At 70.8% G+C, this 12,912-nt stretch carries 9 protein-coding genes; 3 read left to right on the top strand and 6 right to left on the bottom strand.

What is annotated here, in order from left to right:
• The first annotated feature begins 21 nt into the window (after nucleotides 1-21).
• On the top strand, nucleotides 22-1,962 hold the full coding sequence (dxs, locus tag OIB37_RS28335; RefSeq protein WP_330460442.1) for a 1-deoxy-D-xylulose-5-phosphate synthase: 1,941 nt from the start codon (nucleotides 22-24) through the stop codon (nucleotides 1,960-1,962).
• A 152-nt stretch (nucleotides 1,963-2,114) separates the two neighbouring features.
• Complete coding sequence (locus OIB37_RS28340; protein WP_330460443.1) at nucleotides 2,115-3,650, top strand: amino acid permease; 1,536 nt, start codon at nucleotides 2,115-2,117, stop codon at nucleotides 3,648-3,650.
• Between the two features lie 15 nt (nucleotides 3,651-3,665).
• On the opposite strand, the gene OIB37_RS28345 is transcribed toward OIB37_RS28340, so the two are convergent.
• The 6 genes from OIB37_RS28345 to OIB37_RS28370 all read right to left on the bottom strand — a co-directional run bounded on the left by OIB37_RS28345 (nucleotide 3,666) and on the right by OIB37_RS28370 (nucleotide 11,743).
• Nucleotides 3,666-4,058, bottom strand: a complete 393-nt coding sequence (locus tag OIB37_RS28345; protein WP_330460444.1) for an NTP pyrophosphohydrolase — start codon at nucleotides 4,056-4,058, stop codon at nucleotides 3,666-3,668.
• A gap of 113 nt (nucleotides 4,059-4,171) precedes the next feature.
• Nucleotides 4,172-6,301 (bottom strand): 3-hydroxyacyl-CoA dehydrogenase NAD-binding domain-containing protein, encoded by a 2,130-nt coding sequence (locus OIB37_RS28350; protein ID WP_330460445.1) that lies wholly within the window; start codon nucleotides 6,299-6,301, stop codon nucleotides 4,172-4,174.
• Nucleotides 6,298-7,515: a thiolase family protein gene (locus OIB37_RS28355; protein WP_330460446.1), complete on the bottom strand. Its 1,218-nt coding sequence runs from the start codon at nucleotides 7,513-7,515 to the stop codon at nucleotides 6,298-6,300. The genes OIB37_RS28350 and OIB37_RS28355 overlap by 4 nt, the downstream gene beginning before the upstream one ends.
• 1,037 nt (nucleotides 7,516-8,552) lie before the next feature.
• Entirely contained in the window at nucleotides 8,553-9,833 is a 1,281-nt protein-coding gene (locus OIB37_RS28360) for a ribonuclease D (protein WP_330460447.1), read from the bottom strand.
• A gap of 151 nt (nucleotides 9,834-9,984) precedes the next feature.
• Entirely contained in the window at nucleotides 9,985-10,644 is a 660-nt protein-coding gene (locus OIB37_RS28365; RefSeq protein WP_055540149.1) for a helix-turn-helix transcriptional regulator, read from the bottom strand.
• Nucleotides 10,645-11,086: 442 nt separating this feature from the next.
• A complete protein-coding gene (locus OIB37_RS28370) occupies nucleotides 11,087-11,743 on the bottom strand; it encodes a DUF3000 domain-containing protein (RefSeq protein WP_330460448.1) in 657 nt (218 codons plus the stop codon).
• A 98-nt stretch (nucleotides 11,744-11,841) separates the two neighbouring features.
• On the opposite strand from OIB37_RS28370, the gene hemE reads away from it, so the two are divergent.
• Nucleotides 11,842-12,909: a uroporphyrinogen decarboxylase gene (hemE, locus tag OIB37_RS28375; protein WP_330460449.1), complete on the top strand. Its 1,068-nt coding sequence runs from the start codon at nucleotides 11,842-11,844 to the stop codon at nucleotides 12,907-12,909.
• The last annotated feature ends 3 nt before the right edge of the window (nucleotides 12,910-12,912 follow it).

The raw sequence follows: 12,912 nt of genomic DNA on the forward strand, positions 1-12,912 counted from the left end.
CTCTACTGCAAGGAGGCACGGGTGCCGCTGCTGACCCGCATCAGGGGACCGCGCGATCTGGACCGGCTCAGCCTGGAGGAGCTGGACCAGCTGGCAGAGGAGATCCGGACCTTCCTCGTCGACGCCGTCTCCAAGACCGGCGGCCACCTCGGCCCCAACCTCGGTGTGGTGGAGCTGACCATCGCTCTGCACCGGGTCTTCGACTCACCGAAGGACAAGGTGCTCTGGGACACCGGTCACCAGTCCTACGTACACAAGCTGCTCACCGGCCGGCAGGACTTCTCCCGGCTGAAGATGAAGGGCGGCCTTTCCGGCTATCCGGCACAGGGCGAGTCCGAGCACGACGTCATCGAGAACAGCCACGCCTCCACGGTGCTCGGCTGGGCCGACGGCATCGCCAAGGCCAACGAGCTCAAGAAGCGGGACAGCCGTGTCGTCGCCGTCATCGGTGACGGCGCCCTGACCGGCGGCATGGCCTGGGAGGCGCTGAACAACATCGCCGACGCCAAGGACCGCCCGCTGGTCATCGTCGTCAACGACAACGAGCGGTCGTACGCGCCCACGATCGGCGGTCTCGCCAACCACCTGGCCACCCTGCGCACCACCGACGGCTACGAGCGCTTCCTCGCCCGCGGCAAGGACTTCCTGGAGCGCACCCCGGTCGTCGGCAGGCCGCTCTACGAGACCCTGCACGGCGCCAAGAAGGGCCTGAAGGACTTCATCGCCCCGCAGGGCATGTTCGAGGACCTCGGCCTGAAGTACGTCGGCCCGATCGACGGCCACGACATCGAGGCGCTGGAGTCGGCGCTGGCCCGCGCCAAGCGCTTCGGCGGCCCGGTCATCGTGCACTGCCTGACCGAGAAGGGGCGCGGCTACCAGCCCGCCCTCCAGGACGAGGCCGACCGCTTCCACGGCATCGGCCCCATCCACCCCGACACCGGCCTGCCGGTCAAGGCGGCGGGCGCCGACTGGACCTCCGTGTTCGGTGACGAGATGGTCAGGCTCGGCGAGGAGCGCGACGACATCGTCGCCATCACGGCGGCCATGCTCCAGCCGGTGGGCCTGGACAAGTTCGCCAAGCGCTTCCCCGACCGCGTCTACGACGTCGGCATCGCGGAGCAGCACGGCGCCGTCTCCGCCGCCGGCCTGGCGCACGGCGGGGTGCACCCCGTCTTCGCGGTGTACGCCACCTTCCTCAACCGCGCCTTCGACCAGGTCCTGATGGACGTGGCGCTGCACAAGTGCGGCGTGACCTTCGTCCTGGACCGGGCCGGCGTCACCGGCACCGACGGCGCCTCCCACAACGGCATGTGGGACATGTCGATCCTCCAGGTCGTCCCCGGGCTGCGGCTGGCTGCCCCGCGCGACGCCGAGCAGGTCCGCGCCCAGCTGCGCGAGGCCGTCGCCGTCGAGGACGCGCCGACCGTGGTGCGCTTCTCCAAGGGCGCCGTCGGCCCCGCCGTACCGGCTCTCCGCCAGGTCGGCGGCATGGACGTGCTGCGCGAGCCGGGCACCGACACGCCCGACGTGCTGCTGGTCTCCGTGGGCGCCCTCGCCCCGATGTGCCTGGAGATCGCCGGGCTGCTCGACAAGCAGGGCATCTCGACCACCGTCGTCGACCCGCGCTGGGTCAAGCCCGTCGACGAGGCCATGGCCCCGCTCGCCGAGCGGCACCGGGTGGTCGTCACCGTCGAGGACAACAGCCGCGTCGGCGGCGTCGGCTCCGCGATCGCGCAGGCACTGCGCGACGCGGGCGTGGACGTGCCGCTGCGTGACTTCGGCATCCCGCCGCGCTTCCTCGACCACGCCTCCCGCGCCGAGGTCATGACCGAGATCGGCCTGACCGCGCCGGACATCGCCCGCCAGGTCACCGGTCTGGTCGCCAAGCTCGACGGCAGGCTGGACGCCAAGTTCGGCGGCACGTCCGCCGTCGTGGACCCGGTGGAGCCGGCGCGCGACTAACGCGACCGGAGAAGGCCTCGAAAGGGCCGGTTCCGCCTCACTTCCAGGTGGCGGAACCGGCCCTTTTGCGTGAACCTGCGTATGTCGGGGCATACGCATCCCCAGCCCTCTCGATCATGTCGAGGACGACGAGCGCGTGGGAGGTAGGCCCAGTGACCAGCACCCTCTTCCGTACGAAGAAGGTCGAGCAGTCCATCCTCGACACCGAGGAACCGGAACACGCGCTCAAGAAGTCCCTGTCAGCCCTCGACCTGACCGTCTTCGGCGTCGGCGTCATCATCGGCACGGGCATCTTCGTCTACACGGGTTCGGTCGCCAAGACCACCTCCGGTCCCGCGATCGCCCTGTCGTTCGTCGCGGCGGGCATCGTCTGCGCCCTGGCCGCCCTCTGTTACGCCGAGTTCGCCTCCACCGTCCCGGTGGCCGGGTCGGCGTACACGTTCTCGTACGCCTCGATCGGCGAACTGCCCGCCTGGATCATCGGCTGGGACCTGGTGCTGGAATTCGCCCTGGGTACGGCGGTGGTGGCCGTCGGCTGGTCCGGCTACTTCCGGTCGTTCCTGTCGAACAACATCGGATGGAACATCCCCGAGGTGCTCGGCGGGCGGGACGGCGCCTCGGGATTCGGCTTCGACATCTTCGCCTCCCTGCTGGTCCTGGTGCTCACGGCCGTGCTCGTGGTCGGCATGAAGCTGTCCGCACGGGTCACCCAGGTGGTCGTGGCGATCAAGCTGGTCGTCGTGCTCATCGTGATCATCGCCGGGGCGTTCATCGTCAACACCGCCAACTACCACCCCTTCATCCCCCCGTCCGAACCGGCGGCCTCCACCAGCGCCATCAAGGCGCCGCTGATCCAGCTGATGTTCGGGTGGGCGCCGTCGAACTTCGGCGTGATGGGCATCTTCACCGGCGCCTCGATCGTCTTCTTCGCCTTCATCGGCTTCGACGTGGTGGCCACGGCCGCCGAGGAGACCCGCAACCCGCAGCGCGACATGCCGCGCGGCATCATCGGCTCGCTGCTCATCTGCACGCTGCTGTACGTGGCGGTGTCGATCGTCGTCACCGGCATGGAGAAGTACACGAACCTGTCCGTGCAGGCGCCGCTCGCCCAGGCCTTCAAGGCCACGGGCCACCCCGCCTACGCGGGCATCATCAGCTTCGGCGCCACCATCGGCCTGATCACGGTGTGCATGATCCTGCTGCTCGGCCAGACCCGCGTGTTCTTCGCGATGAGCCGCGACGGCCTGCTGCCGCGCTTCTTCTCGCACACCCACCCGCGCTACCGGACGCCGTACCGGCCGACCATCCTGCTCGGCGTGATCATCGCGGTCATCGCGGGCTTCACCAGCCTCGAGACGCTCGGTGAGCTGGTGAACATCGGCACCCTGTTCGCCTTCATCATCGTCGCGATCAGCGTGGTCATCCTCCGCAGGACCCGCCCCGACCTGCACCGTGCCTTCCGCACCCCGTGGGTCCCGGTCGTCCCGATCCTGTCGGTGTGCGCCTCGCTGTGGCTGATGCTCAACCTGCCCACCGAGACCTGGATCCGGTTCGCCATCTGGATGGCCATCGGCTTCGTCGTCTACTTCGCCTACGGCCGCTCGCACAGCCGCCTCGGCCGCCAGGAGGAGACGACCCGGGACGACGTCCTGGGCGGGCACGAGCACCACGACAGGAAGAAGCCGTAGGCGCGGCGCCGCCGCTCAGCCGAGTACCGTACGCGGGCCCGTCACCTCGGCGCCCAGGTCGGACACCCTGCGCCGCAGCTCGCGGTCGGCGGTGACGACCAGGCGGGGCCGGTCGGCGGTGCCGGAGACCAGCTCCACGATCCAGTCGTCCCCGCTGCCGGGCGCGGACTCCACCCGCACCCCCGGCACCGACTCCACGCCCCGTGCCGCGCCCTCCACGACCAGCACGATCTCCGAAGGATCCGCGTGGCCGGGAACCCCGCCGGTGGCCAGCCGGTCCCGCAGCCGCTCGGCGGCCCCCTTGCGGTCCTTCCACCAACCGTCGGGCTTCGATCCGACGACGTTCGCGCAGTCGACGATCACGAGCAGGGGATCGTCCGTGTCCGGGGAACCATGTGCATCGTCCATACCCCAAGAGTGGCACTTAACCGATGGGGCGGCGCGGAGCCCCGGGGGAGAACGGAAAAACCGGGTGCCGTACCCCCGGTGGAGGTACGGCACCCGGTCTGTTCCGCTCGGCGTTACGCCGGGACGCTCGCCACGCCCGGAGCCAGGAACTTCTTGCCGTTCACGCGCTCCGAGACACCCTCGCGGTCCAGGTACGGCGTGATGCCGCCCAGGTGGAAGGGCCAGCCGGCGCCCGTGATCAGGCACAGGTCGATGTCCTGGGCCTCGGCGACGACGCCCTCGTCGAGCATCAGGCCGATCTCCTGGGCCACCGCGTCCAGGACCCGCTCGCGGACCTGCTCCTCGGTCAGGACGCTGTCGCCCTGCTTCAGCAGCGCCGCGACCTCGGGGTCGAGCTCCGGCTTGCCGCTGTCGTAGACGTAGAAGCCGCGCTTGCCGGCCTCGACGACCGCCTTGAGGTTCGGGGAGACCGTGAAGCGCTCCGGGAACGCGCGGTGCAGCGTCTCGGAGACGTGCAGGCCGATCGCCGGGCCGACCAGCTCCAGCAGCACCAGCGGGGACATCGGCAGGCCGAGCGGCTCGACGGCCTTCTCCGCGACCTCGACCGAGGTGCCCTCGTCGATGACGTTCTGGATCTCGCCCATGAAGCGGGTCAGGATGCGGTTCACGACGAACGCCGGGGCGTCCTTGACCAGAACCGCGGTCTTCTTCAGCTTCTTGGCCACGGCGAACGCGGTCGCGAGCGACGCGTCGTCCGTCTGCTCACCGCGGACGATCTCCAGCAGCGGCAGGATCGCGACCGGGTTGAAGAAGTGGAAGCCGACGACCCGCTCGGGGTGCTTCAGCTTCGACGCCATCTCCGACACGGACAGCGAGGAGGTGTTGGTGGCGAGGACCGCGTGCGCCGGGGCGACCGCCTCGACCTCCGCGAACACCTGCTGCTTGACACCGATCTCCTCGAAGACGGCCTCGATGATGAAATCGGCGTCCGCGAAGCCCTCGGCCTTGTCCAGGACACCGGTCACCAGCGCCTTGAGGCGGTTGGCCTTGTCCTGGTTGATCCGGCGCTTGCCGAGCAGCTTGTCGATCTCGGCGTGGACGTAGCCCACACCCTTGTCGACGCGCTCCTGGTCGATGTCGGTCAGCACGACCGGCACCTCCAGGCGGCGCAGGAACAGCAGCGCGAGCTGGGAGGCCATCAGACCGGCGCCGACGACACCTACCTTGGTGACCGGACGCGCCAGCGACTTGTCGGGCGCACCGGCCGGACGCTTGCCGCGCTTCTGCACCAGGTTGAACGCGTAGATGCCGGCGCGCAGTTCACCGCCCATGATCAGGTCGGCGAGGGCCTGGTCCTCGGCGTCGTAGCCCTGCTGCAGGTCGCCGTTCTTGGCGGCCGCGATGATGTCGAGGGCGCGGTAGGCGGCCGGGGCAGCGCCGTGCACCTTGGAGTCCGCGATGAAACGGCCCTTGGCGACGGCCTGGTCCCAGGCCTCGCCGCGGTCGATCACCGGACGCTCGACCTCGACGTCACCCTTGAGGACCTGGGCGGTCCAGATCAGCGACTGCTCCAGGAAGTCGGCACCCTCGAACAGCGCGTCGGCGATGCCGAGTTCGAAGACCTGCTTGCCCTTGAGCTGCTTGTTCTGGTTCAGGCTGTTCTCGATGACGACCGAGACGGCCTTGTCCGCGCCGATCAGGTTCGGCAGCAGCACGCAGCCGCCCCAGCCGGGAACCAGGCCGAGGAAGACCTCGGGCAGCGAGAACGCCGGGATCGCCTTGGAGACGGTCCGGTAGGAGCAGTGCAGGCCGACCTCGACGCCGCCGCCCATCGCCGCGCCGTTGTAGTAGGCGAAGGTGGGAACGGCCAGCTTCGACAGGCGCTTGAAGACCTCGTGGCCGCCCTTGCCGATGGCGAGCGCGTCCTCGTGCTTCGTCAGCAGCTCGACGCCCTTGAGGTCGGCGCCGACCGCGAAGATGAACGGCTTGCCGGTGAGGCCGACGCCGACGATCGCGCCGTCTGCGGCCTCCTTCTCGACCTGGTCGATCGCGGCGTTCAGGTTCGCCAGCGAGGCCGGGCCGAAGGTGGTCGGCTTGGTGTGGTCGAAGCCGTTGTCCAGCGTGATGAGCGCGAAGCGCCCGGCGCCGTACGGCAGTTCGAAGTGGCGGACGTGCGCGGACGTCACGACCTCGTCCGGGAACAGCTCGGCCGCACCCTTCAACAGCTCAGCGGTGGTGCTCACTTGTCCCCCTCGAAGTGCGGGTTTTCCCAGATGACCGTCGCGCCCATGCCGAAGCCGACGCACATGGTGGTCAGGCCGTAGCGGACGTGCGGCTGCTCCTCGAACTGGCGGGCCAGCTGCGTCATCAGACGGACGCCGGAGGAGGCGAGCGGGTGACCGTAGGCGATGGCGCCGCCGTACTGGTTGACGCGCGCGTCGTCGTCCGCGATGCCGTAGTGCTCCAGGAAGGCCAGCACCTGGACGGCGAAGGCCTCGTTGATCTCGAAGAGGTCGATGTCCTCGATCGACAGCCCCGCCTGGGCGAGGGCCTTCTCGGTCGCCGGGATCGGGCCGTAGCCCATGACCTCCGGCTCGACGCCCGCGAAGGCGTACGACACCAGGCGCATCTTGACCGGCAGGCCGTTCTCGCGGGCGAAGTCCTCGCTCGCGATGATGGAGGCGGTCGCGCCGTCGTTCAGACCGGCCGCGTTGCCCGCGGTGACCCGGCCGTGCACGCGGAACGGGGTCTTCAGACCCGCGAGGCTCTCCATGGTCGTGCCCGGGCGCATCGGCTCGTCGGCCGTGACCATGCCCCAGCCGGTCTCGCCGGCGTCCGCGTTGGTGCGGCGCACCGAGATCGGCACCAGGTCCTGCTGGATCTTGCCGTCGGCGTACGCCTTGGCGGCCTTCTCCTGCGAGCGCACCGCGTACTCGTCGGCGCGCTGCTTGGTGATCGTCGGGTAGCGGTCGTGCAGGTTCTCGGCGGTCATGCCCATGAACAGGGCGGACTCGTCGACCAGCTTCTCGCTCACGAAGCGCGGGTTCGGGTCGACGCCCTCGCCCATGGGGTGGCGGCCCATGTGCTCGACGCCACCGGCGATGACGGCGTCGTAGGCGCCGAAGGCGATCGAACCGGCGGTGCTCGTCACGGCGGTCAGCGCGCCGGCGCACATGCGGTCGATCGAGTAGCCGGGCACCGACTGCGGGAGGCCCGCGAGGATGCCGGCGGTACGACCGAGGGTGAGGCCCTGGTCACCGATCTGCGTGGTCGCGGCGATGGCGACCTCGTCGATCTTCTTCGGGTCCAGGCCGGGGTTGCGGCGCAGCAGCTCCCGGATCGCCTTCACGACGAGGTCGTCGGCCCGGGTCTCGTGGTAGATGCCCTTCGGGCCCGCCTTGCCGAACGGGGTGCGGACGCCGTCGACGAAGACGACGTCCCTGACGGTACGAGGCACGATGGCTCTCCTCCAGGGTGCGGGGTGGCACTGCCGCGACGCGCACATGCGCTGAGCGCGCGCTCAGGACCCATGCTACTTATGAGTAACGTAGCTGCACACCCCCACCCCAGGGAGCGGCGAACGTCACATGCGCCGGCCGCCGGGAGCTTGGCGTGAACTCGACGCCCGGAGCGGCGGTGTCGGGCCATCTATGAGGGGTGTCGTCGACGATTGTGGCGCCGTGGTGGGTGGTTCGTGCCGGGTGCCGGGTGCCGGGCGGTTCGTGCCGGGTGCCGGTCGGGGGTGGCTGGTCGCGCAGTTCCCCGCGCCCCTTGGGTGCGCGTTCCGCGCGGTGTTTGCGGCGCTCGTGCCTTTTGGGCGGCTGCACGTTGGCCTTCGGGGGTGGCGGGGGCCGTGTCGTGGGGCCGGGCGGCTGGGTGCGAGTTGCGTACGCCGTGGTGGGTGGCGGGCGGTGTGTGCCGGGTGCCGGTCGGGGGTGGCTGGTCGCGCGGTTCCCCGCGCCCCTTGGGTGCGCGTTCCGCGCGGTGGTTTGTGGCGCTCGTGCTTTGAGTGGCCGCACCTTCGTCTTCGTGGCGGGGTCCGTGCCGTGGGGCGATCGGCTTTGTGACGGACGGCTGGGCGTGCGCGGTGGGCGCGTGCGGGGCGCCCATGACGGCGCGTGCGGTGGGCGACGGCACTCGTCATGGGCGCCCCGGCGCCGGCAGGGGCGACCTGCGTGCGCCGTGGGCGACCGCTACCCCCATGGGCGGCCGGCGCCTGCCATGGGCGACCGGAATTTGCCATGGGTGACCGCCTCTTGGGCGGTCAGCGCCTGCCGTGGGCGACCGCCTTCTCCGTGGTCGATCGCCCTGCAGCATGGGTCCCGTCATCCCCGAAGGCGGCCGGCGCCTGCCGTGGGTGACCGTGCTTGCTGTGAAGTGTCTGCGGTCACCGTGGGGCCGCGGGCGGCGTGAACCGGCCGCGTGCGTCGCCAGTGTCCGCGTCCTTCACGGACGTTCCGCGCCGTCCGTGGTCGGTGTCGGGGTCCTACGGAGCTACGCGCCCTCGGTCGACAGGGCGGTGATCAGGACGGGTGTCACCTGTTCCACCTGCCAGGGGCGTGCCCCGAAGCCCGCGAGGGTCGCGGCCACGGCGTCGGCCGTCGGCGGCTCCCAGCAGACGCGCCGCACCGTGTCGGGGGACATCAGGTTCTCCTGCGGCATGTTCAGCTGCTCGGCCAGCGCCGACACCCCCGCCCGTGCCGCGGACAGCCGGGCCGCGGCGGCGGGGTCCTTGTCGGCCCAGGCGCGCGGCGGCGGAGGTCCGGTGACCGGCTGCCCGGGCTGCGGCAGCGCGCTCTCGGGAAGCGCCTTGGCCCGGTCGACGGCCGTCTGCCACTGCTCCAGCTGCCGTCGGCCCGTCCGGTGCCCGAACCCGCTCAGCGCGGCCAGCGTGTGCACGTTGGACGGCAGGGCGAGGGCGGCCTCCACGATCGCCGCGTCGCTCAGCACCTTGCCCGGGGACACGTCACGCCGCTGGGCGATCAGGTCCCGGGTCTGCCACAGCTCCCGTACGACGGCCAGCTGCCGGCGCCGCCGTACCTTGTGCATGCCCGACGTGCGGCGCCAGGGATCCTTCCTCGGCTCGGCCGGCGGCGCGGACGCGATCGCGTCGAACTCCTGCAGGGCCCACTCCAGCTTGCCCTGGCGGTCCAGCTCCTTCTCCAGGGCATCGCGCAGGTCGACGAGGAGTTCCACGTCCAGCGCGGCATAGCGCAGCCACGGCTCGGGCAGTGGCCGGGTCGACCAGTCGACGGCGGAGTGGCCCTTCTCCAGGACGAACCCGAGGACGCTCTCGACCATCGCGCCGAGGCCGACCCGGGGGAACCCGGCGAGCCGTCCCGCCAGCTCGGTGTCGAACAGACGGCTGGGCACCATGCCTATCTCGCGCAGGCACGGCAGGTCCTGCGTGGCCGCGTGAAGCACCCACTCGACGCCGGACAGCGCCTCGCCGAGACCGGACAGGTCGGGGCAGGCGACGGGGTCGATGAGGGCGGAGCCGGCGCCCTCGCGGCGCAGCTGCAGCAGGTAGGCGCGCTGGCCGTACCGGTATCCGGAGGCGCGCTCGGCGTCGACGGCGACGGGGCCGGAGCCGGCGGCGAAGGCGGCGATCATCTCGGCGAGGGCGGCCTCGTCGGCGATCACCGGCGGAATGCCCTCGCGGGGTTCGAGCAGGGGGGTGGGCGCCTCCGTCACAGAAGATCCGGCGTCGTCCGGAGGGGTACCTCCAGTGGTGCGCGGGGAACTGTCTGCTGCGGTCTCTTGGGCGTCCGTCACCTGTCAAGGGTATCCGTGTCAGCACGGCGCCCGTCGCCGGAACGTTCCGTCGACGGGCGCTGTGGGGTCGTAAACCAGTCAGGTCGGTGAAACTTCCGGTTCACACGGGTGAGCCGGCGGTACCGCGGAGGGGCTCAGTCGACGCATCGGCTCAGTGGATGATCCCGGTGCGCAGGGCCACCGCCACCATGCCGGCGCGGTCGCCCGTGCCGAGCTTGCGGGCGATGCGGGCCAGGTGGCTCTTGACGGTCAGGGCGGACAGGCCCATGGAGACGCCGATCGCCTTGTTCGACTGTCCCTCGGCGACCAGTCGCAGTACCTCCACCTCGCGTCCGGACAGCTCGCGGTAGCCGCCCGGGTGGCTCGGGGCACCCGGGGGGCGGCGGTGCATGCGGGCGGCGGAACCGAGGGGGGCTGCACCAGGTCGGGTGGGGAGCCCGATGTTGGTGCGGGTGCCGGTGACGACGTAGCCCTTGACCCCACCGGCCAGGGCGTTGCGGACGGCGCCGATGTCGTCGGCGGCGGACAGCGCCAGGCCGTTGGGCCAGCCGGCGGCGCGGGTCTCGGACAGGAGGGTCAGGCCGGAGCCGTCGGGCAGGTGGACGTCGGCGACGCAGATGTCGCGGGGGTTGCCGATGCGGGGACGAGCCTCCGCGATGGACGAGGCCTCGATGACGTCGCGCACACCGAGCGCCCACAGATGGCGGGTGACGGTGGAGCGGACGCGCGGGTCGGCCACGACCACCATGGCGGTCGGCTTGTTCGGGCGGTAGGCGACCAGGCTTGCGGGCTGCTCGAGGAGAACGGACACCAGGCCTCCTGGGTGGGGGACGGGGCCGGCTTGTGGGGATGAAGCCGGGACGAACCGTGCTTTCAAGGTCACAGTCGTCTTCGGCAGCAAACCCGTCCGCCTTTAGAGAATGATCACGATCTAGTGAGTAACAATCCGTGCAATTCGGACACGCGATCGATCATCCGAAGATCGACTCGGTCCGGGCCGATGCGATTCGAGTACGGAAAGTGGCCGTATCGACAAAGAGAGGGTCAATAAAACGATCGTGAGGACTGACCCGTCGGGACCGTCGGGTACACGTCACCGAGACGGTGGACCCACGTATCGGCGAGATCGCGGCCCCCGCACCTCACCTGTCGAGGTCGAGGTGGTGGAGTTGGACCGGACCCGGATGCACGCGCTTCACCGGCCGAGAGCGCAGACCTCGCGCCTCAACGGCCGGGACCGAAGACGCCCCGTCTCACCGGGACTGCGGCCCCCTGCGCTGCGGCAGTGTCACCACCGAGGCGTCGCCCGGGCCGGCCGGGGGCAGGCCGGCGACCTGGGCCAGCAGATCGCACCACGAGGCCAGGTGCGCGGCCGTGTCCGGCACTCCGCCGAGCCCCTCGCGAGGCGTCCAGGACGCCCGGATCTCGATCTGTGAGGCGGGCGGCCGCTCGGACAGCCCGCCGAAGTAGTGCGACCCCGCGCGCGTGACCGTGCCGCTCGGCTCGCCGTAGGTGAGCCCGCGCGACTGCAGCGCGCCGGTCAGCCACGACCAGCACACCTCCGGCAGCAGCGGATCGGCCGCCATCTCCGCCTCCAGCTCCGCCCGTACCAGCGTCACCAGGCGGAACGTCCCGCGCCAGGCCTCGTGTCCGGCCGGATCGTGCAGCAGCACCAGCCGCCCGTCGGCCAGGTCCTGCTCGCCGTCGACCACCACGGCCTCCAGCGCGTACGCGAACGGGGCCAGCCGTTGCGGGGCGGGCGTCGGCTCCACATCGACCTGCGGCCGCAGCCGCGCGGCGCGCAGCGCGTCCACCGCGGCCCGGAACGCCGGCGGCACCGCATGAGCGGTGTCCTCCGCGTCGTCCATTCCGTCAGCGCCGTCCGACAGTCGTTCCTGAGCCGCAGCCATGCGGGGAAGAGTAAGGGGAAGCGGGCCGTCGCGCGGGGCAAGACACCCCCTGAGGGCGGCGGCACTTCTGTGGTCCGGGCCGTGCGAGACTTGCCGACGTGAGTGCCAACGGAAGCCCCACGGGCCAGCAGCCGACCGCGACGTACGACAGCGCCTTCCTCAAGGCGTGCAGGCGCGAACCCGTGCCGCACACCCCGGTGTGGTTCATGCGTCAGGCCGGCCGCTCGCTGCCCGAGTACCGCAAGGTGCGCGAGGGTATTCCGATGCTCGAGTCCTGCATGCTGCCCGAGCTGGTCACCGAGATCACGCTCCAGCCCGTGCGCCGCCACGACGTGGACGCCGCGATCTACTTCAGCGACATCGTCGTACCGCTCAAGGCCATCGGCATCGACCTCGACATCAAGCCCGGCGTCGGCCCGGTCGTCGAGCGGCCGATCCGGACCCGCGCCGACCTGGCCCGGCTGCGCGACCTCACCCCCGAGGACGTCCCCTATGTCACCGAGGCGATCGGCCTGCTCACCCGTGAGCTGGGCGGCACCCCGCTGATCGGCTTCGCCGGGGCGCCCTTCACCCTGGCTAGCTACCTGGTCGAGGGCGGCCCCTCGCGCACGTACGAGAACGCCAAGGCGATGATGTACGGCGACCCCGAGCTGTGGGCCGACCTGCTGGACCGCCTCGCCGACATCACGGCCGGCTTCCTGAAGGTGCAGATCGAGGCCGGCGCCTCCGCGGTCCAGCTGTTCGACTCCTGGGTCGGCGCGCTGGCCCCGGCCGACTACCGCCGCTCCGTCATGCCCGCCTCGGCGAAGGTGTTCGAGGCCGTCGCCGGTTACGGCGTCCCGCGCATCCACTTCGGTGTGGGCACCGGCGAGCTGCTGAACCTCATGGGCGAGGCCGGCGCGGACGTCGTCGGCGTCGACTGGCGCATCCCGCTGGACGAGGCCGTCCACCGGGTCGGCCCCGGCAAGGCGCTCCAGGGCAACCTCGACCCGACGGTCCTGTTCACCGACAAGAAGACCATCGAGACCAAGGCCCAGGCGGTCCTCGACGCCGCCGCCGGCCTTGAGGGGCACGTCTTCAACCTCGGCCACGGCGTCATGCCGAACACCGACCCGGACGCGCTGACCCACCTCGTGGACTACGTCCACACGCACAGCGCCCGCTGAGCA

The organism is Streptomyces sp. NBC_00820, assembly GCF_036347055.1.
Lineage (GTDB): Bacteria > Actinomycetota > Actinomycetes > Streptomycetales > Streptomycetaceae > Streptomyces.